Raw genomic sequence first — 22,034 nt, forward strand, 5'->3', positions numbered from 1 at the left:
TCTCCTGGTTCGCTCAGCGCAGCAACGGCCGCAGCAGCTCGCGGGAAATGATGTGGCGCTGGATTTCCGAGGTGCCCTCCCAGATCCGCTCGATCCGCGCATTGCGCCAGATCCGCTCCACCGGCCCCTCGTCCATCAGGCCCATGCCGCCGAAGATCTGCACCGCCTCGTCGGCGGCACGGCCCAGCACCTCGCTGGCGAACAGCTTGGCCATGCCGGCCTCGCCGTCGGTCAGGGTGCCCTGGTCCATCTTCCAGGCGGTGTGCAGGGTCATCAGTTCGGCGGCGCGGATTTCGGTGGCCATGTCCGCCAGCTTGAAGGAGACGCCCTGGTAGCTGCCGATGGGCTGGCCGAACTGCCGGCGGTCGGCCGCCCACTGCAGGGCCGCCTCTAACGCGCGCTGGGCCTGGCCGACGCAGTTGGCGGCGACCATCACCCGGCCGGCGGTGAGCCAGGCGTTGGCGACTTCCCAGCCCTTGTCCACCTCACCGAGCACCTTGGACGCCGGGACGCGGCAGTCGTCGAAAAAGATCTCGCTGGTGTGATACCCACGGTTGCTCACGCATTTGGGGCCACGGCGGATGGTCATGCCAGGGGTGTCGCAGTCGACCAGGAAGGACGTCACGGCATTGCGCCGGCGGCCGTTGTGCTCGTAGGTGTCGGTGACCGCGAAGACGATGGCGAAGTCGGCGTGCCCGGCATGGCTGATGAAATGCTTGCTGCCGTTGAGGATGAACTCATCGCCCTCGCGCACCGCGCGGGTCTTGATCGCATTGGCGTCGGAGCCGGCACCGGGTTCGGTCAGGGCGAAACAGTCGATCTTCTCCCCGCGCACGCAGGGCAGCAGGTAGTCCTCGATCTGCGCGCCCTGGCAGGCCATGAGGATCTTCGACGGCCGCGCGACGAAGACGTGCAGGGCCCAGGAGACCTTGGACAGCTCACGTTCGATCAGCGCCTGGGACAGGTAGTCGAGGCCGCCACCGCCGACCTGCTCCGGCATGTTGAAGGCATAGAAGCCAGCGGCAATGGCCTTGGCGCGGATCTGCGCGGCAAGCTCCGGCGGCACGGCATCGGCGCGGTCGACCGCGTCTTCGTGGGGCAGCAGTTCCTTCTCGACAAAACTGCGCACCGCTTCGACCAGCATGTCCTGCTCTTGGGTCAGTTGGAAATTCATGGGTTACCTGCTGTCCGGTTACTGGCCAATGAAGTGGGGAGCACGTTTTTCCACGGCGGCCCGCAGCGCCTCGACGCCATCGCGGCTGCGGCCGCAGAGCAGGCCGGCGGCCTGTTCGGCCTGCAGTTGCTCGGCCAGGCTGCGAGCGGCGCCCTCGCGCAGCAGCGCCTTGGTCTGGGCGAAAGCGAAGGTCGGGCCGGATGCCAGCCGCGCGGCCAGTTCGTTGGCGGCGCCGGCCAGTTGTTCATCGGCGCAGACTTCACTGACCAGGCCGGCGGCCAGGGCCCGCTCGGCACTCCAGAGTTCGTCGAGGAACAGCAGGCGCTTGGCCTGTTCCGCGCCGATCAACCGTGGCAGGTGCCAGCTGGCCCCGGCGTCCGGCGAGTAGGCCATGCCGGTGTAGCCGGCCTTGAACCGCGCGGTTTGCGCGGCCAGGCGGAAATCGCAGCACAGGCTCAAATCCATGCCCGCACCGACGGCCGTGCCGTTGACAGCGGCAATGGTCGGCTTGGCGAAACCGTGCAGGCGGCTCATCAGCACATGGGCGGTTTCGGTCCAGCCATAGGTTTCGAGGACGCCGCGGCGTTCGGCGTCGGCCCATTCGGCGAGGTCGGCGCCAGAGCAGAAGCTGCGGCCATGGCCGGTCAGCAGCAGTACCCGCACCGCCGGGTCGGCGGCATGCCGGTCGAGCAGATCGATCAGCGACTTGAGCGTGGGGATGTCCAACGCATTGCGTTGCTCGGGGCGGTTGAGGGTGATCCGGGCGATGCCGGCCTCCACCGTATCGAGCAGGGTCGGTTGGGAGCTCATGGAAGGCCCTCGGCTTGTTGTTCTTGGGTGTGAGGTGGAACGCTGAGGGCGATACTAAACAAGTGTTCAGTAGAGTCGCAATCGCTTGAAGTCCTTCATTCAATTTCTTGGAATATTCATCAATCTATTGATTTATATGAATTTATCTTGATGAAAAAGCCTGCCGGCAGGGGAAGTTGTTACATCTTCGAACAACTCGCTGGAGGGGTTGACCGGGGGCCGTCAGCAGCAGACCAAAGAACATCAACACCGCTGATATCAACTATTCCTGCCACCGCCTTACACCACCTCGGCCCAATCACTAAACTGCCCTACCCGTCCCGTTCCAGAGCTTCCCGACCATGTCGACCCACCCCCACGCCACGCCCGTGATGACCCGCGCCCTGGTGATGCTGTTCGCCTTCTGCTGCGGTGCCATCGTGGCCAACATCTACTACGCCCAGCCGATCATCGAACTGATCGCCCCGGACCTGGGCATCTCCGCCCACAGCGCCAGCCTGATCGTCTCCCTGACCCAGATCGGCTATGCCCTGGGGCTGTTCTTCCTGGTGCCGCTGGGTGACCTGCTGGAGAACCGCAAGCTGATGATCGCCACCGTAGTGGTCTCGACCCTCAGCCTGGTGGCCGCCGGCCTGTCGCGACAGCCCGGTGTGTTTCTGATGGTGTCGCTGCTGATCGGCTTCAGTTCGGTGTCGGTGCAGATCCTGATTCCCCTGGCCGCGCACCTGGCCCCGGAGGCGTCCCGCGGGCGGGTGGTCGGCGGGATCATGGGCGGCCTGCTGCTGGGCATCCTGCTGGCCCGGCCGCTGTCGAGCGTGGTGGCCGACCACTTCGGCTGGCGCACGGTGTTCATCGGTGCCGCGGTGTTGATGCTGTTCATCATGCTGGTGATCCTGACCACCATGCCCAGGCGCCAACCCAGCCACAGCGCCACCTACGGGCAACTGCTCGGTTCACTGGGCAAGCTGTTCCGTGACCAGCCGGTGCTTCGCCAGCGGGCCTGGTACCAGGGGTTGATGTTCGCCACCTTCAGCCTGTTCTGGACCGCCGTGCCGCTGGAGTTGTCACGGGTCCATGGCCTGTCGCAGTCGCAGATCGCGCTGTTCGCCCTGGTCGGCGCGATGGGCGCGATTGCCGCGCCACTGGCCGGGCGCCTGGCGGATGCCGGACACACCCACCGCGCCTCGCTGCTGGCGATGCTGCTGGCGACCCTGAGCTTCGTTCCGGCACTGGTTCACCCGGCCTATAGCGTGATCGGCCTGGCCGTGACCGGCGTGCTGCTGGACTTCGCCGTGCAGATGAACATGGTGCTCGGCCAGCGCTCGGTGTATGCCCTGGATGCGGCCAGCCGCGGGCGGCTCAATGCGCTGTACATGACCAGCATTTTCATCGGCGGTGCCATCGGTTCGGCAGCGGCCAGCAGCTTGTACGAGCAAGGTGGCTGGGCGGCGATCATGGCGCTGGGCAGCGCCCTGCCGCTGGTGGCGCTGCTGAGCTTCCTGGTGGTGGCCGGTCGGCAGAAACGGCTGGCTGCGGTGGCCTGACCATCGGGATTGGTGGTGACCGGTCTTTGGTTTTCGCGGATGAATCCGGCTCCCGGTTTTGTGGCGCACACAGGATTTGGGCTCGGCACGTGATCCGCGAAGGCGCCCCCCACAGCCACCACCGAATCCAAGTATGATCGACATTTTGCTCACCACAGGGCGTGGATCATGACCGCAACGAAAGACCGGGTTCGCATCGTCGACAGCACCGTCCTCTCGGACGACTGGTACCTGCTGAAGAAAACCACCTTCGATTTCCTGCGCAGCGACGGCACCTGGCAACGCCAGAGCCGCGAGACCTATGACCGTGGCAATGGCGCGACCATCCTGCTGTTCAACCGGGAAAAACGCAGCGTGGTGCTGACTCGCCAGTTCCGCTTCCCGGTGTTCGTCAACGGCCATGACGGCATGCTGGTGGAGGCCGCCGCCGGCCTGCTGGAGAACGCCTCGCCCGAGGAGCGGATTCGCGCCGAGGCCGAGGAGGAAACCGGTTACCGGGTGCAGCACGTGCAGAAGATCTTCGAGGCCTACATGAGCCCCGGCTCGGTCACCGAAAAGCTGCACTTCTTCCTGGGCGAGTATGACGGCGACAGCAAGGTCGGCCATGGCGGCGGTCTGGAGGCCGAGGGTGAAGACCTGGAGGTCCTGGAGCTGTCCCTGGAAGATGCCCTGGCGGCAGTAAGGCGCGGGGAAATCGTCGATGCCAAGACCATCATGCTGTTGCAGTACGTGGCCTTGAACAACACCCTCGATATCCCGCGCTGATCCACCTCAGACCGGCGAGTACGGCAAGGCCCGCTTGTGCGCGGTCCGGGCGTAAGCCGCTTCGATGATTGCACTGACCTGCGCCGCCACCGGCTCGCCCAACAGGTAGGCGTCGATCTCGGCGTAGGTGCAGCCATAGGCGGCTTCGTCCGGCTTGCCCGGCACCAGTTCCTCCAGGTCCGCCGTCGGCGTCTTGAACACCAGGTGCTCCGGTGCGCCCATGGCCGACGCCAGCCGACGCACCTGGCCCTTGGTCAGGCCCGACAGCGGCGCCAGGTCGCAGGCCCCGTCACCGAACTTGGTGAAGAAGCCCATCAGCGCCTCGGCGGCATGATCGGTGCCCACCACCAGCCCGTCGACGAAATTGGCCAGCGCATACTGGGTCATCATCCGCGCCCGGGCCTTGACGTTGCCCTTGACGAAATCCACCCGGGCCGGGCTGGCTTGCAACGCCTCGACGTCGAGGCTGTCCATCAGCCCCTCGACACAGGCCGAGATATTCGCGCTGCTGATCTCGTCCGGCCGGATGAACGCCAGGGACGCCTGGGCATCGCTTTCGTCGGCCTGGGACCGGTACGGCAGGCGCATGGCGATGAAACGTGCCGCCACGCCCTCCTCGCGCAACTGCTCGACCGCCAATTGGCACAGCCGGCCGGCGGTCAGCGAATCGACCCCGCCACTGATGCCGAGCACCAACGCCCGGCAGCCGGAACGCTTGAGCGTCGCCTTGATGAAGTCGATACGCCGGGCCAGTTCCACAGCCTCGTCACCACCGGCCAGTTGCCGGTTCACGCCGAGTGCCTGGGCAATACGATCCTGGGTCGCGGTTCCCATCTCACACCTCCAGTTGCCGATTGATTTCAGTCACCTTGAACACCTGCGCCGCGTAGCGCAGGAACGACGGGTCTTCACAGACGTTCTTCACCGGGTCGTCGGAGAACTTCACCACCGGTTCGCCGTGCACCCGCACCAGCTTCATCACGATGCTCAGCGGTTCGACACCCTCGACGTCGCACGCCAGGCTGGTGCCCATGCCGAAGCCGAAACGTGCCTTGCCCCGCACATGGCGCATGATCGGCAGGCACTTCTCGAAGTCCAGGCCATCGGAAAACATCAGTTCCTTGCTCATCGGATCGATGCCCAACTGCCGGTAGCGCGCCAGCACCTTGTCGGCCCAGACCAGCGGATCACCGGAGTCCTGCCGCAGGCCGTCGTAGAGCTTGGCGAAGTACAGGTCGAAGTCCTTGAGGAAAAAGTCGGTGCTGATGCAGTCGGTCAGGGCGATCCCGAGCCGGCCGCGATACTCGCGTACCCAGTTTTCCAGGGCTGCGTTCTGGCTTTCGCGCAGGCGACCGAGTTGCTGGTGCACCATCAGCCACTGGTGGGCCATGGTGCCGATCAGCGGCAGGTCGAACTCGTAGGCCAGGTGAGCGTTGCTGGTCCCGACGAACACCCCGGGGAAGTCGCGGCGCATGATGTCCACCACCTCGCGCTGGGCGCGGAACGACAGCCGCCGGCGGGTCGAGAAATCCGAGACCCGCAGGTCGGCCAGTTCCTCGCGGCTGAGGTTCTTCTCCAGCCATTCGAACTTCTGGTAGAGCTTGCGGCTGACGTCCTCCAGCAGCACATCCGGGTACTTCTCGCGGTTGCGCAACTCACTGACCAGGGCCAGCACCGGCTGCTCGAACATGATGCAGTGCAACATCGGCCCGCGGACGCGGATGGCCAGTTGCCCATCCACTTCGCTGACGTGGATGTAGCGCAGGTTGAAGCGGAACAGGCCGAGGAACTGCTCGAAGTCCGCCGTCAGGTACTCGCGAAACCGCCGGTTGAACAGGAAGCGCAGCTCGCCTTCGCGCATCTGCAGGCCGGCGAGCTTTTCCAGCTCGGTGCGCACTTCGGGAATCAGGTGGCAGAGCTTCTCCCGGGAACGGACGATGAACTGGTATTCCACCTCGACGTTGGGGTGCTGGTGCAACACCGCCTGCATCATGGTGAAGGTGTAGTAGTCGGTATCCAGCAAGCCCTGGATGACGCCGCCTTCGCGGTTGAATGCGCTTTCCATGAATTACTCCTTGTGGCCGGTCGCACGGACCAGCTGTTCGCGACTGTTGACGACTTCGATACGCGCCTGCTGCAGGTCGTGGATGGCCTGCTGCGCGCCCTCGGCGCTAATGGCCCGGCAGGCCGGCAGGTAGACGATGACCTTGAAACCGGCCCCCGCCAGTTGCAGCGCGGTGGTCTTGACACAGAAGTCCAGAGCCAGGCCGCCGACGATCACCTGTTGGACCCCGCGGGCATTGAGGTACTCGATCACCCCCGTGGAGAGCTGGTGGTAGAGGTCATGGAAACAGGCCCCGTAGGGGTGCAGCGCCGGCTCCACGCCCTTCCAGACGAAGTAATCGTAGTCCTGGGGCGCCGGCAGTTCGTCAAGCAGGGTGAAACCTTCGGTACCGGGGACGCAGTGGCTGACCCAGGTCAGGTCGGCATGTTCCAGGCCGGTGGGCTTGAGCATGTCCTCGTGGGACTCGACCACCCAAGGCGCCTGGGGACTGTGGGCGTCCTTGCTGCCGACGCGGATCCCGGCCAGCGAGGCCATGAAGTTCAGCTCGGCACCGATCAGGTGGCCACCGACGACCGGCAGTTCATCCGGGCAGAGTGGCGTGAAGCCCTTTTGGGCATCGACATCGAAGGCGGCGGTCGTGATCACTTGAGCAGTCATGGCAGGTTCTCCCTTTGCGATGAGACAACGGTACATGTCATGTACTTTCAAATCAAGCCTGGTTTCAAAAATATTCAGATAACCCATTTAAAAGCTATTAATCGCGAGAAACCCTTCTTGACCAATAAGTACATGACAAGTACTTTTAAGAAAAAGGAGATACCTTCCATGTACGAGCTCGCAATTTACGGCGGCGCCTTCAACCCGCCCCACGCCGGTCACGCCCAGGTCATGATCGAGGCTTCGCGCCACGCACGCTCAGTGTGGGTGGTGCCCTCCTTCAGGCACCCCCATGGCAAGCGCATGGCCGAATACGAGCGGCGCCTGGGCTGGTTGCAGGCAATCGTCGAACAGGTGCGGCCGGCCTGCGCCTCGGCGATCTCGGTGAGCCGGATCGAGCAACAGTTGGCCCGACTGACCGATGCACCGATCTACAGCTATGGGCTGCTCTGCACCCTGGCCGACATCACCAGACTGCCAACCCGACAGATCGCCCTGGTGGTCGGGCATGACGTCGCCGCGCAACTGCCGGACTTCCATCTGGGTACGCAACTGCTCGAACGGTTTTCGGTGCTGTGCGTGGATGAACAGGTGGGAGTGCGCAGCACCCTGCTGCGCGAACGGCTGGCCCTGGGCGAGACACTGCCCGCCCACTGGATGGCACCGGGGATGAATCCGGTAGACTACGGACTCTATGCCGCACACAGGAACTGACATGCCGGACCCGATCCCCAGCTCACCGAAGAAAAGCGACTACCTGCACACCGTCGACCTGTGCGTGCTTTTCTACTGCCGCGAGACGCAGGCGCTGCAGATCCTGCTGCACCAGCGCGAGGCCGAGCCGTTCCAGGGCCATTGGGCGCTGCCCGGCCTGGTGGTCAACGGCGCGGTGCCCGACCTGACACTGGCCGACGCGGTGGAACGCCTGCGCGCCAGCGACAAGGTCAACCTGCCGCTGGCCTGGATCGAACAGGTCGGTACCGTCGGCGATGCCTTCCGCGATCCCCGCTGCTGGTCCTCCTCGACCTACTACCTGGCGATCGTCGCCGAACCGCCGAGCCTGAACGAACACCAGGCCTGGTTCGCCCTCGACAGCGTTGCCGACGGCTCGTTGCGCCTGCCGTTCGATCACAACACGCTGGTGGCGGCGACTCAGGAACGCCTGCTGTCCAAGTCGCTCTACAGCAGCCTGCCGTTGACCTTCCTCGGCACCGAGTTCAGCGCCCCGGAGGCCACTGCGATCTTCTCCCTGGTACTGGCGCGCCCGGTGCTCAAGACCAGCACCCGCCAGCGCCTGCTGAAGATGACCGAAGCCGGTTACCTGCGCGAAACCGGGCGCAAGAAACAGGGGACGGCGGCCGCCCGCAGGCCACCCTGGAAAACCTCAAGCCCGGTGCCCTCTACCTGTTCGACCGCTGTTTCCTGGAGTGAAAGCCCGCATGAAGCCCGATACCGAATCCGAATGCCTGTTGCACACGCCCTACTTCGACGTGGTCAAGCAAGGCGGCTATTTCATCGTCAAGGAACGCCAGGCCATCAACGGCGTGGTGGCGATCCCGGTGATGCCCGACGGACGCCTGATGCTGGCGGTGCTGCAGCGCCGGGCCATCGGCGCGCAATCCATCGAGTTTCCCCGTGGCGCGATCGACCCGGGCGAGACCGCCCGCGATGCCGCGGCCCGCGAGCTGCTGGAGGAGACGGGCTGGCCGGCGCGCAATGTCACGGAGCTGGGGTTGCTGCACAGCAACACCTCACTGATCGCCAGCGCAGTGGCCGTGTGCAAAGTGGACATCGAGGGGCGGCCAGCGAAAACACCGATGGCGAAGTCGACAAGGTACTGTTCGTCACCCGACAGGAACTGATGGCGATGATCGCCGCGGGCAGGATCACCGACGGCCACACCCTTTCGGCCGCCATGATGCTGGTCGCCCAGGCTCCCGGCCCGGCGTTATAGCGTCACGCTGCCGCTGATGCAGGTCACGGCGGCACCGCCGACCCAGATCTCGTCGCCGACCTGTTCCACCCGGACCCGCCCGGCACGCCCCATCGCCGTACCCTGGCTGACCCGATAGGACTGCGGCGCCCGCCCCTCGCCCAGCAGCCAGCGGGCGATGCCGGCGTTGAGGCTGCCGGTGACCGGGTCCTCGGGCATGCCGTCGCCGGCGATGAAGGCCCGCACCTCGAACTGGCACTCATCGCCATCGAGTTCCGGATGCCAGGGCGCAACGACACCCACGGTCAAGCCTGCCAGTTGCACGTAGTCGGGCCTGATCGCCAGCACCCGCTTCCGGTTGGGCAACATCAGCACCATCCAGTCCGCCCCGTTGTCGACCCACTGGGCCTCGAGCACGTCTTCAGGCGCCAGGCCAAGGCCCAGTCGGACCCGCTCGCGCAGTTCCGGCTCGACCGGGCCGGCACGCAGCAGCGGTGGCGCAAGAAACGCCAGGTCCTCGCCCTCGCGGCGAATCCGTACCAGGCCGACGCCACACTCCTGGATGATCTCGTCGCCCCTGGGGACACCGCCGGCCTCCAGCCAGGCATGACAACTGCCCAGCGTTGGGTGGCCGGCAAAGGGCAGTTCCCGGGTGGAGGTGAAGATCCGCACCCGATAGTCCGCCCGCGGGTCGCGGGGTACCTGCAGGAAGGTGGTTTCGCTGAGGTTGGTCCAGGTCGCGAAGGCCTGCATCTGCTCGTCGGTCAACGCATCGGCGGCGAACACCACGGCCAGCGGATTTCCCTTGAGGGGTTGGCGACTGAACACATCCAGTTGCTTGAAATCGTGCTGGCTCATGGCGCTACTCCCTGTCGAAAGAACGTGATCGGTGGTCAGTGCGCCATTTCAACACACAACCCTCGTTCAAATCCCGTCGCGGGCAATGTCCATCGCAAAGTAGGTCAGGATGATATCGGCGCCGGCGCGCTTGATCGCCCCCAGGCTCTCGCGCACCACGCGATGCTCGTCGACGGCACCGGCCTGGGCGCCGAACTTGATCATCGCGTATTCACCGCTGACCTGGTAGGCCGCCAGAGGCAGGCGCGAGGCTTCGCGGATATCGCGGATGATGTCGAGGTAGGCCCCGGCCGGCTTGACCATCAGCGCGTCAGCGCCTTCCTGCTCGTCCAGCAGCGACTCGCGCACCGCTTCGCGGCGGTTCATCGGGTTCATCTGGTAGGCCTTGCGATCACCTTTCAGCGCGGTGCCACCGGCTTCGCGGAACGGCCCGTAGAGGGCCGAGGCGAACTTGGTCGAATAGGCCATGATCGAGGTATCGAGAAATCCGGCGGCATCCAGCGCACCGCGGATGGCCTGGACCTGGCCATCCATCGCCGCGGACGGCGAGATGAAATCGGCCCCCGCCTGGGCCGCGACCACCGCCTGGCGGCCGAGATTGCGCAGAGTCGCGTCATTGTCCACCGCATCGCCATGCAGCACGCCGCAATGACCGTGGGAGGTGTACTCGCAGAAACAGGTATCGGACATCACCACCATTTCCGGCACGGTGTCCTTGCAGATCCGCACCATGCGCGCCACCAGGCCCTGCTCGTTCCAGGTGTCGCTGCCATCCGCGTCGAGGTGGTGAGACACTCCGAAAGTCATCACCGACTTGATCCCGGCACGGGCGTAGCGCTCGATCTCGCTCGCCAGTTTCTTCTCGGGAATCCGCATCACCCCGGGCATGCTGGTGATGGGTACGAAATCATCGATACCCTCCTCGACGAAGATCGGCAGGACCAGGTCGTTGAGGCTGAACTCGGTTTCCTGGAACAGGCCGCGCAGGCTTTCGTTACGGCGCAGGCGACGCAGGCGCGTGGTCGGGAATAGCTGTGACATGGAATTTCCCAAAGCAGATTCAGAGACGGATTCAGAGGCTGCCGAGCTTAGGTCAATCGACCAGCGGTTTACACCGGCAGATCAGGAAAGCTCTATTGCACCCCCTGCAACAGTCTGCCGCCCACAAGACCCGCAGCACCAGCGGTTTTCACGGCGAAATCAAGACTTGCCGGTCATTTTCCGGCCATCCGGCCTATTGGCCAAACCGCCAGCGGTGGTGAATTTGCAACATGTAGTGCGATAAAAAAATCACTACAAAACCATTGACGGGCGCTTTTTGCCCTTGCATGATGAAGCCACTCCCCGATCGGGAGTGCTGCAAAAAGCTGTTGTGACAACAGGCTCGACAAGCCGTCGAGCTGTTCCGGATCTGTACTGCCCACAAGGCAGATTGATGAAGCTGACCTGTCGTGATCGTCCCAACGGACGAGAAGCACCGGCCTAACATCCTCAAAATGCTTGTGGCTGACTTCGTTACTGTCGTCGGCGCCGTTCAAGGATCGCGCTGCTGCTTCTTTTCGTCGAGACGTCCTGTGTAGCGGGCCTGAACCCACGCTACACGAATCATCACCAGGGCTGGCGCCACATTCCACGGGCAGTATTGCCCGCATGCGGCACCTCAGCAATTCGCCGTCTTGGCAACGATACACGCGTAAACCAGACAGATTAACGAGTGGTCAAAGGGGCTTTAACATGAATCTGAACAATCAACCAACTCTCGATCAACTGGCTGAACTGTTCGCATCCCGCAAGGACAGCCACGACGACCATATCCTCTGGATCAGCGAAACCGGAGAGGTAAGGCTCGATCGCCGCGCGTCCCATGTCGACGAGCAGCATTTCAGCCGCGCCCAGCCCAACCTGCTGGCCTGCCTCGTGATGTACCGTCGCGGCCAGGGCTACACCGGGAAAAAGGCGGCGGCGGACAAGGACTTCATGGGCCGCGTCATGCAGTCCCTGAAGGCCGAATGGGCTTCCCACCATCACGCGCTGGCCAAGAGCGCCTGACGGCTTGAGCCATCGAGCCCACCCATGATGGGTGGGCTCACTCCCACGCTCCCACCGACGTGCAAAAATCCAGAGTCCTGCCGGATTTGCCCAGCTCAGCGTAGCGCCTCTCTTCCACACTGGAGTCATTGCCGATCACCTGCGGCCCGATTCCATTGAGGAGAACCCCACGGGCGACCGTGCCTTCGCGCCCAGGGCCTGCCACCGGGTCAGTTCCGGCGCCAGCGGCAGCCGCGCTTAGTCAGGCCCGACACTCGACGTGCAGCACACCGTCCGCGCCTGACGTGCAGCGCATTTCCAGTGGCAGGAAGGCTTCGATCACCCGCATGTTGCTCTGCAGGTGCTCGGTCATCTGCGGCGTGGTAAAACTCCCACCGCCCGCCATTGCCATGGGCAGTAGCAGTTGATCGGCCAGATGCTCGCCCACCGCCGCCTTGCTGTTCAACCAATGCCGTGCCGCGTCGACCGCCGCATCGGCGACCGCCTCGGAGCGCACGTTGAACTGCCCGAAGGCGCAGAACACCTCGCTCAACCGCTCGCAGCGAAACTCCAGCAACAACACGTTGCCAGGGCTGTCCGCCGCGATACGCTCCGTGCGACAGGCCTCTTCGGGCAAGTGCAGGCGCTTCGCTACCCGGGCCAGCTCACGCTGGGCAACGTCTTCGACAATACCGCCGAGCAGCACCCGCGCATCACGCGCCAGCACTTCACCGCGCTCGGTCAGGTACAAGGGCTGCAAGGTGGAAGGCTGGACGAACACTTCCAGTTCGCCACCCCCGGCCGGCACGAAGCCGTGGCGCAGCAGTTGCAACTCGACCGTTGCGCCCATCCGCCGCAGCAGCGGCAACCAGGCGCGCTCGAGGAACTCGTATGGCGGTGCCAACGGGTTGTGGGTTCCACCACTGATCAGCACCCGGCTAGGCTCCGACGCCCGCAGCAAGGCCGGCAGCAAGGTCTGCAACACCAGCGAACAACTCCCGGCCGTACCGATGGCAAAGCGGAAATCCCCGCCCCGAATCGCCCCCGGTTCGAAATACAGGCTTTGCGAACCCAGCTGTGCGCCTTCCACCTGAGCCCCACAAACCTCGGCAGCCGCCAGCACCGCCGTCAGGTGCTGACGCAGCAGGCCGGGCCGGCTGCGCCGCGCCCGAATGTTACCGATACGCAGTGCCCGCCCGGTCAACATCGACAGGCTCAGGCCGCTGCGCAACACCTGGCCGCCGCCCATGGCGCCGTCCAGTTCGATCATGTCCTTTTTCATAGGCTTCCTGAATCATGCATAAGTACGGACCATCTCCCTCAGGTAGTGGTCCAGTCGTTCACTGTTCTCATGGGTGCGCGGCAAGACCGGCACCGGCCGCTCCAGTTGCGCCTCGATGAAGCCGTGCAACGCCGGGCGACGCGGGCCATGGGCAGCCTCGTCGGCGCTGCGCTTGAGTTGCAGTAACTCATCGACTTCCGCCAGCAGCAGCGGATCGTCGATCGTCCCGAGCAGCGCATCGAAGGTCATCGGCGGCCGCCCCCGTCCCAGGTCGATCCAGCGCACCGCCAGCAGGGGCCGCAGCACGTAGAAGTACTTCTTGAAGCGCACCGTTTCCCCTTGCAGGTAGCCACGAAAATTCTTCCTGGCCATCGACAGGTAGTGATTGCGCGCGGCGGGCGGGCTGTAGAACGCCTCGGCCAATTCACGCAACGAACGGGTCGCGGCCTCCTCACGGCGATACACCAGGGGCGAATCGAGCCATTCGAGCAGGGTCGGATTGGACTTGCGCAGCAACCCCAGGGTTTTGCGCAACTCCCAGCCACCGATATCCAGCTCATCGTCCAGCGGCCGCTCGATCACATCCCGTGCCTCGTTGACCTGGATGAACCAGTCCGGCTTTTCCACATAGACGAAGCGCACATCGTAATCGCTGTCCGTCGAGGAAAAACCCCAGGCACGGCTGCCCGATTCGCAGGCATACAGCACCTTCACATTGCGCTCGCGCTCTATCCGCGCCAGCTCCTGCAACACCCGGGCACGCATGGCGTCATCCAGCGGGTGGCGTTCGAAGTGTTCCATTTCCCTGTCCACTCCCAATCCCAATCAGTCACGCTCATGCGCAATAGCCAGGCTCTCCTGCCCTACCGGAGCCAATCGACGCTCCCCTTGGGCAATACCCCTTGCTCCTCCAGCGCCTGCAATTGTCGCTGCAATGTCTGGCGTACTTCCCGGGGTGTGCTCATGTCGCCCGATGTGCATCGACGAGCGCAGTAGTCGACCAGATGCTCGAGCCATTCATTCGAGCCACTTGCGTCCTGCCCATGACGCCGCAGCAGATACTCCAACTGCCGCCACCCCGGCTTGAGGCTCAATAGCCGCAGGCGACGCGACTCGGGCAACTGGTACCAACGGTCATCCATAAACCGCTCCAGCTCAAGCTCGAAGCACCCCCAAGGCTGCTTTCGAAGCAGTGCCACCGCCGTGTTGAAAACCTTGTCCGATGAATCGCCAAGGGCCTCGACCTGCTGCGCCACACCCCGTTCGCCCAACGCATTCAGCGCCTGTGCACGAACGTTGAGCGAGCAGGAATGCAGTGCCCGAGCCAGCATCAGATCAGCCTGAGGCTCGTTCAAGTCCCGGGCTAGCCCAATCAATCCCAGCCACTCGCGTCGGGTACCGGGAGCTGGACCAGCCAACCGTTCCAGCAGTACCTGGCGGGAATCCAGCTGCCAACGTGGTGCCGCCCAGATCGCCAGGTTACGCATGCTCGCCGACACATCGAACAGAGCCTTGCGCAGGGCTTGCCGCGGGTCGTCGAGCAGCGTCAACAGCACCCGCAGTACCTTGACCCGGACGCTGGCACCCGAAGTGCGCATCGCCTCCTCCATCAACGGGAGAGCTTCAGAGGCCGGTAAGTCGGCACAGGCCTCCACCGCCAGCTGCCGCACGCTCATGTCCGGGTGACGCACCGCCACCTTGAGCAACCCTGGGCGCGCCGTCGAGTCTTCGAGCAGGACACCGAGGAGGAACCGTCCGATTTTCCCTGTGGCACCCCGAAAAACCTCCTCCATCGGTTGCCGCACAGGCGCCAGCAACAGCGCCGAGCGCACCCGGGCAAGGGTGTCGCCATGATCGGCACGTCGACCACCCGCCAATGTCAGCAAGGCCTTCAGCGCCTGCAGCAACAGCACTGCGTTGTCGGAGACCAGATACGACTCCAGCGCCAGGGCCGCCTGCCGCCGCACCTGCGGCACCCAGTCATTCAGGCGTTCGAAGAGCGCCTCCAGCGCTTCGACGCTGACATGGGCGGACAACTCGCGAACCGCGGCCTCACGGACGAAGCCGTTGCCAGAGCGACTGAGGATCAGCAACGCAGCCCGAACCTCGTGATTGTCCAGCAGGTCGTGAACATGTACCGATTCGCAGTCTTCCAGCAACGGAAGCCAGCGCCGCACTCCCTCCGATTCGTATCCATTACTCATCATCCTACCCCTTCACACAAACCACCTGCCGCAAGGTATGCAGCACTTCCACCAGCTCACGCTGGGCGTGCATCACCTGGTCGATGTCCTTGTAGGCCATCGGGATCTCGTCGATCACCGCTTCGTCCTTGCGGCACTCCACATGGGCCGTCGCGCGGATCTGGTCTTCGACCGTGAACATCTGCTTGGCCTTGGTCCGGCTCATGACCCGCCCGGCACCATGGCTGCAGGAGCAGAACGATTGCTCGTTACCCAACCCGCGGACGATGAAGCTCCTGGCCCCCATGGAACCGGGAATGATCCCCAATTCACCCTTCCTCGCCGAGACCGCGCCCTTGCGGGTCACCAGCACCTCTTCACCGAAATGCCGTTCCTTCTGCACGTAGTTGTGGTGGCAGTTCACCGCCTCCAGCGCCACGTCGAACGGCTTGCGAATCACCTGGCGCGTGGCGGCGATCACCGCCTCCATCATCACCGCACGGTTCTGCCGGGCGAAGTCCTGGGCCCAGGCGACCGCTTCGACGTAGTCGTCGAAGTGCTGGCTGCCTTCCTCGAAGTACGCCAGGTCCCGGTCCGGCAGATTGGCGATGTGTCCGCGCATATCGGCACGGGCCAGTTCGATGAACAGGTTGCCGATAGCGTTACCGACACCACGCGAACCGCTGTGCAACATGAACCAGACCCGGTTCGCCTCATCCAGGCAGACCTCGATGAAGTGGTTACCCGACCCCAGGGTTCCCAGGTGCTTGCGATGGTTGGCGTTCTTCAGTTTCGGGTACTTGTCGGCAATGGCCTTGAACCGCGGCTCCAGCGCCGACCAGGCCAGGTCGGCCACACTCGGTACCTCTTCCCAGGCGCCTTTATCACGGCCGCTGCGTGGGCTGGTACGACCATGGGGAACTGCCCGCTCGATGGCGCTACGCAGGCCCTGCAGGTTGTCCGGCAGGTCGCTGGCGGTCAGCGAGGTGCAGGCGGCAATCATCCCGCAGCCGATATCCACGCCCACCGCCGCCGGGATGATCGCGCCCACCGTCGGGATCACGCTACCGATGGTCGACCCCTTGCCCAGGTGCACATCGGGCATCACCGCCATGTGCTTGAAGATGAACGGCATCTTCGCCGTGTTCATCAGTTGCTGGCGAGCCTCGGGCTCGACCGGAACCCCCTGGGTCCAGAGTTTGATCGGTTTGCCGTTGGCGACTTCGAGCAAGGTGTAGGTCTGGTCTTGCATATTCTTCATTTCCTGATGGCCGCAACTTCGGCCTTGTCCTGGTTTGACGGCGACAACGAGGGGTGAAACCTGCGCCACGCTCTGCCATTGAGCTATCACCTTGCGGTGTACGGGAATCGAACCCGCGACCACGGCGTACTGTAGTTCCACCGGCATTCGCCGGGTAAATCATCAAAAGGGTGGTACGACAAGGGAAGTGACTGATCCGTGTTGCCACGGGCCGGATTCAGACCGGCATTCAGATGTACAGCCACTGGCATTCGTACCTTTCGTGACAACCGACAAGAGGGTGGTGAGACGTCTTTGGATGTAGTCCCACCGGCATTCGGTTGCCGCGAAATTCAACAGGGTCGTGCCCTGCCCATCACGGGCGAGCAGGCTTTCCTTCGTTCAGATCGGCAGTTCGTCGATCACCTGCACCCAGTGCCGCGCACTGTAGGTGCCGGCGGTGAACTGGTCGATGACATCGAACACCGTGTCACTGAAACCGCCGACATTGAGGATGTCCGGCCGATCCGCTGCCTGGGTGCTCGCCCCGGGCTGCAGGTCGATGCAGATCAGGCGCACATCGGGGTTGATCCGGCGCAGACGCTCCCACTGCAGCAGGGTTTCACTGGCGCCATAACGGCGGTCATCGATCCATGACTCGTTGTCAGAGACCAGGATCAGCGTATCTACCCTGGCCCGCTCGCGAACCAACTGCGCCAGCGGTGCCGAGCAGCAGGTTCCCCCGCCACCAATCGCGGCCAGTTTCTGCGCATTGCTCATCACACTATCCCGCGGGTTGAGCTGCACCTTCACCACCTCGTTTTCAAAGGGCATCACCCTCGCCTGCGGCGTCTTGCGCAGCACGGCGGCCGCGATCATCGCCGCCACATCGATGCAGCGCACCGCCGTGGTCGCCCCCTGGCGATAACCGGTGACCGGGCTGTGCATGGAACCGGAAACATCCGGGCAGACCACCACCGAGCCGCGCAAGGCCGGGACATTGTCCAGCGACAACTCCAGGGCATCCTGCAACGCCTCGCCAATCACCGCCGGCACCTCCTCGCCGATCATCCGGTAGGCCGCGAGCAACTGGTACGGATAAACCCGCGCCTTGGCCACCTCCTCCGGGTTCGACAACCGCGCGGCCACCGCCGCGGCACATCCCGCAACCTTGAAAGCACCGTGGCGGGCCAGGGTGTTCAGGTTCATCCGCAGTGCCTGCCAGCCCATGTTCATCGCCAGCTCCGCCCACTGCTGCGGGTCCAGTGCCTCGTTGCCCAGCAACTGGAACGGTACCTGCGGCAGTTGCCGGCTCGCCCCGCCACGAAACTCCAGCAGCGATCGGGTCAGCGGCGGCAAGGCATCGAACGCCACCGGCTTGCCGATCACCCAGGCGAAGAATGCCTCGCGCCAGGCCTCTGCCGGCTTGGGATGAACCATCTTCAGCACATCGGCCAGGGACGGCTGGTTACCCACCGAAGCCTGCAGCAACTGTCGCTCGCTGGCGTTGTTCAGCCACTCCTGGACCAATCGCTTGGGCTGCGAGCCCAGCGACTTGCGCCCGGTGACACCGCTGCGCAGGATCTGCACGAAGTTGCGCAGCATCTTGCCGCTGTCCACCACCTGGGCGAATACCACCGGCAGCATCACCGACCGCTGGGCCGCCAGGGCTGCCAGCAGCAAGGCCGGCATATCCTTCATGTGACCGTGCTGACGAGCGTAGATCGCCGCCTTGGCGACGAAGGCACTGTCGACCTCGGCCACCCGCTTGAGCACTTCGTCCAGCTGACCTTGTGCGCTGGCATGGTAGGTCTGGTTCAGGCAACCGGTCACCGCCAACTGTGCCAGGGCATGGCGAGCCGTGTAGGCGTATGCCGCAGCGCCGGAGGCATTGTGGGTATCACAGGCCACAGGCTGGGTGCGGGCCTGGAACAGTTGGGTGTTGGCCATCTTGGCTTCTCGCTCTGTTGTCTCGTTCGTTGCCAGAGATATTGCAGAGCACGTGCCAGCTTTTCAGAACTCGCCCAATATTTTTATAAGTAATTGATTTTATTGATAAAAATATTTTAACCCAAGAAAAACCAGCTCAATGACCCGACGAGCCCGTGATTTTTATTTATCATTGGGTATCGTCATTTATCCAAAAAGATAAACATGTCCAGCAAGCGTACGGTCACCATCGGCTTCATCGGTTCCAACCTCGATCGCGTCGGCAAGGGCGCCAACCGCTGGGGGCATTGGCGGCCCAGCATCGGCCTGTGCCAGCAGCCCGACCTGCTGGTCCATCGCTTCGAACTGATCCACGGCACCGATGCCCGCGATGTCAGCCTGGCCGAGCGGATCCGCAACGACATCCGCCAGGTATCGCCGGAAACCGAGGTGCGCCTGCACCCCATGACCCTGCGCAACCCCTGGGATTTCGAGGAGGTGTACGGCGCGCTGGACGACTTCACCAACGCCTACCACTTCGATACCGAGCATGAGGAGTACCTGGTGCATATCACCACCGGCACCCACGTGGCGCAGATCTGCTGGTTCCTGCTGACCGAAGCGCGCTACCTGCCGGCACGCCTGGTGCAGACTTCGCCGGCCCGACGCCTGGACGAAGAGGCCCGGGCCACCGGCACTCACACCCTGATCGACCTCGACCTGTCGCGCTACGACCGGATCGCCAAGCGCTTCAGCGACAGGCGTCTGGAGGGCCTGGCCTTTCTCAAGTCCGGGATCGCCACCCGCAACGCCGCCTTCAACCGCACCATCGAGCAGATCGAGCGGGTCGCCGTGCGCTCACGTGCACCAATGCTGCTGATTGGCCCGACCGGGGCCGGCAAGTCGTTTCTCGCCCGACGCATCTATGAACTCAAGCGCAACCGGCATCAGGTCGAGGGCCGGTTCGTCGAGGTCAATTGCGCCACCCTGCGTGGCGATGGCGCCATGTCGGCGCTGTTCGGCCACACCAAGGGCGCGTTCACCGGCGCGCAGAACAGTCGCGAGGGGCTGTTGCGGGCAGCCGATGGCGGCCTGCTGTTTCTCGACGAAATCGGTGAGCTGGGCCTGGACGAACAGGCGATGCTGCTCAAGGCCATTGAGGAGAAACGCTTCTTCCCGCTGGGCTCGGACAAGGAGGTCGACAGCGATTTCCTGATCATCGCCGGCACCCATCGCGACCTGCGCAGCCGGGTGGCCGAAGGCCTGTTCCGCGAGGACCTGTACGCCCGCATCAACCTCTGGACCTTCGACCTGCCCGGCCTGGCGGACCGCCGCGAAGACATCGAGCCGAACCTGGATTTCGAGCTGGAGCGCCACGCCCGCGAACAGGGCCACCTGGCGCGCTTCAACGTGCAGGCGCGGCGCCGCTACCTGGCCTTCGCCTGCTCCAGCGAAGCGAGCTGGCTGGGCAACTTTCGCGAGCTGTCGGCCTCGATCACCCGCATGGCGACCCTGGCCGACAGCGGGCGCATCGACGAAACCCGGGTCGAGGAGGAGATCGGCCGCCTGCGCCGCGCCTGGGGCCTGAGGGAAGCCACGGACGCCGTGGAGCGCCTGCTCGGCGAGGGCGCCGGGGATATCGACCTGTTCGACCGCCTGCAACTGAAGGCGGTGATCGAGGTCTGCCGCCGTGCCAGCAGCCTCTCGGATGCCGGCAGACAACTGTTCAACGCCTCGCGCCAAGCCAAGACCAACCCGAACGATGCCGACCGCTTGCGCAAGTACCTGGCACGGTTCGACCTGGACTGGAAACGGCTGAAGGACGACGTCTGAGGCCATTGCATGGGATAAGGGCGCTTAAATGAGCGGAAAATGACGTTTTTTCGCGTCTGGAGGCCGCTTTCTGTATCGTCCTCGCGGGATCAGTCTACGATTCTGTAAGACCGGTCGCCAAGGAGTGTGGCCGCGACACAAGAACCAGATGAAACCGCAAGAGAGAGCCATCCATGAAGACCGTCGCAGAACTGTTGAAACTCAAGGGTAGCCAGCGCCAGGAGGTTTACACCGTCCGCAACGATCACACCGTGTTCGAGGCGCTGATCAAGATGGCCGAGAAAAACGTCGGTGCCCTGCCGGTGGTCAGCGAAAGTGGCCAGGTGGTCGGCATCATCAGTGAACGCGACTACGCCCGCAAGGTGATCCTGCACGGGCTGAGCTCGGTGACCACCAAGGTCAGCGAGATCATGAATGCCCCGGTCATTACCGTGGACACGCACCAGCGGGTCGAGACCTGCATGGCCATCATGACGGAAAAGCACCTGCGTCACCTGCCGGTGGTGGAAGACGGCCGGCTGATCGGCCTGCTGTCGATCGGTGACCTGGTCAAGGAGGCCATTGCCGAACAGGCCGACCTGATTCGCCAACTGGAACAATACATCCGCGGCGAATAACCGTTTTTTCCACTGAGTTGCCAATGTCGATCCAGCTCCGATCGGCATTGGCATGCCGGACATCCCCCGCAAACCCCTCGCACCAATACTCCCGGATACGGCCCAAAGCCCCGTAAATCCGGGGGAATTCGCACTTCCAAATTTTTCACAACGCTTTCACTTCGCGCCCACCTGCGCCTCTTTAAATTCCCACTATCGCGATCAGCCCTCGGTGGACGCCTGATCACGAGGGTCATTTACCGGGCCGATGCCCTTTCAAAGTTGCCAGACCAGTCGATGGGTGAATTCGTGGTTATCCTTACTGCCGTCCAATCCGTGTTGCCGCAGCCCCTCAAGCCCCGCGTCAGGTCGGCACTGCTGGCAGTCGGCATGGCCCTGGCTGCTCTGATGGCCACCGGCTTTGCCCTGTGGCCCAGGACCCCCATCGACCTGGCGGTGCGGGATCACCTGCGCAGCACTGGCGTCTATGCGCAATGGAAAGCCGGGGATGTGATCGTACTGGTACGCCACGCCGAGCGCTGCGACCGTTCGAGCAACCCCTGCCTGGGTCCGGAGGATGGCATCACCCGCCTGGGCAACCGCTCCGCCGCGCAGGTGGGCAGGGCCTTTCAGCAGGTCGGCATGAACAACACCGACGTACTGAGCAGCCCGACCACGCGCACCGCCCAGACCGCGCAGGCGATGTTCGGCAAGAGCGCCATCACCGCGGACTGGCTGGTCAGTTGCGGGCCAACCCTGGGACAGGATGCGCTCGCCCACAAGGCGGCTCATCGCAACCTGGTGCTGGTGACCCACAGCGGTTGCATCGACGACCTCGAAAAACAACTGGGTTATCGCCACGTCGCCAAGAGCGAATACACCAGTTCGTTATTTGTCTCGGTAGGTGCCGACGGCCAGCTGAAAATGCTCGGCATTCTGAATGCCGAAGATTGGCCGACCGCCCTCGGCACCAGGATATGAGCGGCATGTAACGGACACTTTGCAATTTTAAACATCACGACCATGGAACCGGGTCGTCAAATGAATGCATCTTGCTTCGCCCACTTCGGTTGAAGTCTCGCCCGCTGCCAGATCCGGCATTTACGTCTGCGCCACAATCCCCCCAGGCTCGGTTCC

General features: G+C 63.8%; 21 protein-coding genes and 1 pseudogene. 9 read left to right on the forward strand and 13 right to left on the reverse strand.

The features are described 5' to 3' along the window. Positions 1 to 13: 13 nt before the first annotated feature. Positions 14 to 1,174 (reverse strand): acyl-CoA dehydrogenase family protein, encoded by a 1,161-nt coding sequence (locus ACM62G_RS29985; protein WP_419736317.1) that lies wholly within the window; start codon positions 1,172 to 1,174, stop codon positions 14 to 16. Between the two features lie 18 nt (positions 1,175 to 1,192). Then, on the reverse strand, positions 1,193 to 1,984 hold the full coding sequence (locus tag ACM62G_RS29990) for an enoyl-CoA hydratase/isomerase family protein (protein ID WP_419736318.1): 792 nt from the start codon (positions 1,982 to 1,984) through the stop codon (positions 1,193 to 1,195). 341 nt (positions 1,985 to 2,325) lie between these two features. Between ACM62G_RS29990 and ACM62G_RS29995 the strand changes: the two genes are divergently transcribed. Together ACM62G_RS29995 and ACM62G_RS30000 are read left to right on the forward strand one after the other, a co-directional pair. Beyond that, positions 2,326 to 3,528 carry an MFS transporter gene (locus ACM62G_RS29995; protein ID WP_419736319.1) on the forward strand — a complete coding sequence of 401 codons (1,203 nt, stop codon included), beginning with the start codon at positions 2,326 to 2,328 and terminating at the stop codon, positions 3,526 to 3,528. 168 nt (positions 3,529 to 3,696) lie between these two features. Next, positions 3,697 to 4,293 (forward strand): NUDIX domain-containing protein, encoded by a 597-nt coding sequence (locus tag ACM62G_RS30000; RefSeq protein ID WP_273826142.1) that lies wholly within the window; start codon positions 3,697 to 3,699, stop codon positions 4,291 to 4,293. Positions 4,294 to 4,299: 6 nt separating this feature from the next. Here ACM62G_RS30000 and nadE read toward each other — a convergent pair whose 3' ends face one another. The 3 genes from nadE to ACM62G_RS30015 are packed head-to-tail and all read right to left on the reverse strand — an operon-like array spanning position 4,300 to position 7,015. Continuing rightward, entirely contained in the window at positions 4,300 to 5,127 is an 828-nt protein-coding gene (nadE, locus tag ACM62G_RS30005) for an ammonia-dependent NAD(+) synthetase (RefSeq protein WP_054059121.1), read from the reverse strand. A gap of 1 nt (position 5,128) precedes the next feature. Beyond that, positions 5,129 to 6,358, reverse strand: coding sequence for a nicotinate phosphoribosyltransferase (pncB, locus tag ACM62G_RS30010; RefSeq protein WP_419736320.1), 1,230 nt, complete (start codon positions 6,356 to 6,358; stop codon positions 5,129 to 5,131). Positions 6,359 to 6,361: 3 nt separating this feature from the next. Further along, the gene (locus tag ACM62G_RS30015; RefSeq protein WP_054059123.1) at positions 6,362 to 7,015 is read right to left on the reverse strand and encodes an isochorismatase family protein; all 654 of its coding nucleotides are present in this window, start codon (positions 7,013 to 7,015) and stop codon (positions 6,362 to 6,364) included. Positions 7,016 to 7,183: 168 nt separating this feature from the next. Between ACM62G_RS30015 and ACM62G_RS30020 the strand changes: the two genes are divergently transcribed. From ACM62G_RS30020 to ACM62G_RS30030, 3 genes and pseudogenes are all read left to right on the forward strand, one after another. After that, complete coding sequence (locus tag ACM62G_RS30020; protein ID WP_054059124.1) at positions 7,184 to 7,729, forward strand: adenylyltransferase/cytidyltransferase family protein; 546 nt, start codon at positions 7,184 to 7,186, stop codon at positions 7,727 to 7,729. A gap of 1 nt (position 7,730) precedes the next feature. Continuing rightward, positions 7,731 to 8,446: pseudogene (locus tag ACM62G_RS30025) on the forward strand (NUDIX hydrolase). 149 nt (positions 8,447 to 8,595) lie between these two features. After that, positions 8,596 to 8,877, forward strand: coding sequence for an NUDIX hydrolase (locus ACM62G_RS30030; protein ID WP_419737581.1), 282 nt, complete (start codon positions 8,596 to 8,598; stop codon positions 8,875 to 8,877). Between the two features lie 86 nt (positions 8,878 to 8,963). On the opposite strand, the gene ACM62G_RS30035 is transcribed toward ACM62G_RS30030, so the two are convergent. The 3 genes from ACM62G_RS30035 to ACM62G_RS30045 form a co-directional block, all read right to left on the reverse strand. Further along, entirely contained in the window at positions 8,964 to 9,806 is an 843-nt protein-coding gene (locus ACM62G_RS30035; protein ID WP_273826139.1) for a PhzF family phenazine biosynthesis protein, read from the reverse strand. A gap of 66 nt (positions 9,807 to 9,872) precedes the next feature. Beyond that, positions 9,873 to 10,847, reverse strand: coding sequence for a porphobilinogen synthase (gene hemB / locus ACM62G_RS30040; protein WP_054056483.1), 975 nt, complete (start codon positions 10,845 to 10,847; stop codon positions 9,873 to 9,875). 173 nt (positions 10,848 to 11,020) lie between these two features. Then, positions 11,021 to 11,344 carry a hypothetical protein gene (locus ACM62G_RS30045; protein WP_273826138.1) on the reverse strand — a complete coding sequence of 108 codons (324 nt, stop codon included), beginning with the start codon at positions 11,342 to 11,344 and terminating at the stop codon, positions 11,021 to 11,023. A 196-nt stretch (positions 11,345 to 11,540) separates the two neighbouring features. On the opposite strand from ACM62G_RS30045, the gene ACM62G_RS30050 reads away from it, so the two are divergent. Next, positions 11,541 to 11,855: a hypothetical protein gene (locus ACM62G_RS30050; protein WP_273826137.1), complete on the forward strand. Its 315-nt coding sequence runs from the start codon at positions 11,541 to 11,543 to the stop codon at positions 11,853 to 11,855. A 241-nt stretch (positions 11,856 to 12,096) separates the two neighbouring features. On the opposite strand, the gene rtcA is transcribed toward ACM62G_RS30050, so the two are convergent. The 5 genes from rtcA to ACM62G_RS30075 form a co-directional block, all read right to left on the reverse strand. Beyond that, the gene (rtcA, locus tag ACM62G_RS30055) at positions 12,097 to 13,116 is read right to left on the reverse strand and encodes an RNA 3'-terminal phosphate cyclase (RefSeq protein WP_273826136.1); all 1,020 of its coding nucleotides are present in this window, start codon (positions 13,114 to 13,116) and stop codon (positions 12,097 to 12,099) included. Between the two features lie 12 nt (positions 13,117 to 13,128). Next, positions 13,129 to 13,917 (reverse strand): nucleotidyltransferase domain-containing protein, encoded by a 789-nt coding sequence (locus tag ACM62G_RS30060; protein WP_273826135.1) that lies wholly within the window; start codon positions 13,915 to 13,917, stop codon positions 13,129 to 13,131. Between the two features lie 62 nt (positions 13,918 to 13,979). Beyond that, on the reverse strand, positions 13,980 to 15,320 hold the full coding sequence (locus ACM62G_RS30065; RefSeq protein WP_419736321.1) for a HEAT repeat domain-containing protein: 1,341 nt from the start codon (positions 15,318 to 15,320) through the stop codon (positions 13,980 to 13,982). A 4-nt stretch (positions 15,321 to 15,324) separates the two neighbouring features. Further along, complete coding sequence (locus ACM62G_RS30070) at positions 15,325 to 16,551, reverse strand: RtcB family protein (protein WP_419736322.1); 1,227 nt, start codon at positions 16,549 to 16,551, stop codon at positions 15,325 to 15,327. 390 nt (positions 16,552 to 16,941) lie between these two features. After that, a complete protein-coding gene (locus tag ACM62G_RS30075; protein ID WP_419736323.1) occupies positions 16,942 to 18,489 on the reverse strand; it encodes a TROVE domain-containing protein in 1,548 nt (515 codons plus the stop codon). A gap of 204 nt (positions 18,490 to 18,693) precedes the next feature. Here ACM62G_RS30075 and rtcR point away from each other — a divergent pair, with 204 nt between their 5' ends. From rtcR to ACM62G_RS30090, 3 genes are all read left to right on the forward strand, one after another. Beyond that, a complete protein-coding gene (gene rtcR, locus ACM62G_RS30080) occupies positions 18,694 to 20,301 on the forward strand; it encodes an RNA repair transcriptional activator RtcR (protein ID WP_419736324.1) in 1,608 nt (535 codons plus the stop codon). Positions 20,302 to 20,474: 173 nt separating this feature from the next. Next, the gene (locus ACM62G_RS30085) at positions 20,475 to 20,918 is read left to right on the forward strand and encodes a CBS domain-containing protein (RefSeq protein WP_273826132.1); all 444 of its coding nucleotides are present in this window, start codon (positions 20,475 to 20,477) and stop codon (positions 20,916 to 20,918) included. Positions 20,919 to 21,287: 369 nt separating this feature from the next. Next, positions 21,288 to 21,878 (forward strand): histidine phosphatase family protein, encoded by a 591-nt coding sequence (locus ACM62G_RS30090; protein WP_239687877.1) that lies wholly within the window; start codon positions 21,288 to 21,290, stop codon positions 21,876 to 21,878. Positions 21,879 to 22,034: the final 156 nt, after the last annotated feature.

The sequence above is a fragment of the Pseudomonas sp. COR18 genome, from assembly GCF_048568395.1.
Taxonomy (GTDB): domain Bacteria; phylum Pseudomonadota; class Gammaproteobacteria; order Pseudomonadales; family Pseudomonadaceae; genus Aquipseudomonas; species Aquipseudomonas fuscovaginae_B.

Excerpts from the sequence above, each read along its gene's own strand:
- ACM62G_RS29985 (WP_419736317.1), bottom strand. The coding sequence starts at position 1,174 with ATGAATTTCCAACTGACCCAAGAGCAGGACATGCTGGTCGAAGCGGTG.
- ACM62G_RS29990 (WP_419736318.1), bottom strand. The coding sequence starts at position 1,984 with ATGAGCTCCCAACCGACCCTGCTCGATACGGTGGAGGCCGGCATCGCC.
- ACM62G_RS29995 (WP_419736319.1), top strand. The coding sequence starts at position 2,326 with ATGTCGACCCACCCCCACGCCACGCCCGTGATGACCCGCGCCCTGGTG.
- ACM62G_RS30000 (WP_273826142.1), top strand. The coding sequence starts at position 3,697 with ATGACCGCAACGAAAGACCGGGTTCGCATCGTCGACAGCACCGTCCTC.
- nadE (WP_054059121.1), bottom strand. The coding sequence starts at position 5,127 with ATGGGAACCGCGACCCAGGATCGTATTGCCCAGGCACTCGGCGTGAAC.
- pncB (WP_419736320.1), bottom strand. The coding sequence starts at position 6,358 with ATGGAAAGCGCATTCAACCGCGAAGGCGGCGTCATCCAGGGCTTGCTG.
- ACM62G_RS30015 (WP_054059123.1), bottom strand. The coding sequence starts at position 7,015 with ATGACTGCTCAAGTGATCACGACCGCCGCCTTCGATGTCGATGCCCAA.
- ACM62G_RS30020 (WP_054059124.1), top strand. The coding sequence starts at position 7,184 with ATGTACGAGCTCGCAATTTACGGCGGCGCCTTCAACCCGCCCCACGCC.
- ACM62G_RS30030 (WP_419737581.1), top strand. The coding sequence starts at position 8,596 with ATGCTGGCGGTGCTGCAGCGCCGGGCCATCGGCGCGCAATCCATCGAG.
- ACM62G_RS30035 (WP_273826139.1), bottom strand. The coding sequence starts at position 9,806 with ATGAGCCAGCACGATTTCAAGCAACTGGATGTGTTCAGTCGCCAACCC.
- hemB (WP_054056483.1), bottom strand. The coding sequence starts at position 10,847 with ATGTCACAGCTATTCCCGACCACGCGCCTGCGTCGCCTGCGCCGTAAC.
- ACM62G_RS30050 (WP_273826137.1), top strand. The coding sequence starts at position 11,541 with ATGAATCTGAACAATCAACCAACTCTCGATCAACTGGCTGAACTGTTC.
- rtcA (WP_273826136.1), bottom strand. The coding sequence starts at position 13,116 with ATGAAAAAGGACATGATCGAACTGGACGGCGCCATGGGCGGCGGCCAG.
- ACM62G_RS30060 (WP_273826135.1), bottom strand. The coding sequence starts at position 13,917 with ATGGAACACTTCGAACGCCACCCGCTGGATGACGCCATGCGTGCCCGG.
- ACM62G_RS30065 (WP_419736321.1), bottom strand. The coding sequence starts at position 15,320 with ATGAGTAATGGATACGAATCGGAGGGAGTGCGGCGCTGGCTTCCGTTG.
- ACM62G_RS30070 (WP_419736322.1), bottom strand. The coding sequence starts at position 16,551 with ATGCAAGACCAGACCTACACCTTGCTCGAAGTCGCCAACGGCAAACCG.
- ACM62G_RS30075 (WP_419736323.1), bottom strand. The coding sequence starts at position 18,489 with ATGGCCAACACCCAACTGTTCCAGGCCCGCACCCAGCCTGTGGCCTGT.
- rtcR (WP_419736324.1), top strand. The coding sequence starts at position 18,694 with ATGTCCAGCAAGCGTACGGTCACCATCGGCTTCATCGGTTCCAACCTC.
- ACM62G_RS30085 (WP_273826132.1), top strand. The coding sequence starts at position 20,475 with ATGAAGACCGTCGCAGAACTGTTGAAACTCAAGGGTAGCCAGCGCCAG.
- ACM62G_RS30090 (WP_239687877.1), top strand. The coding sequence starts at position 21,288 with ATGGCCCTGGCTGCTCTGATGGCCACCGGCTTTGCCCTGTGGCCCAGG.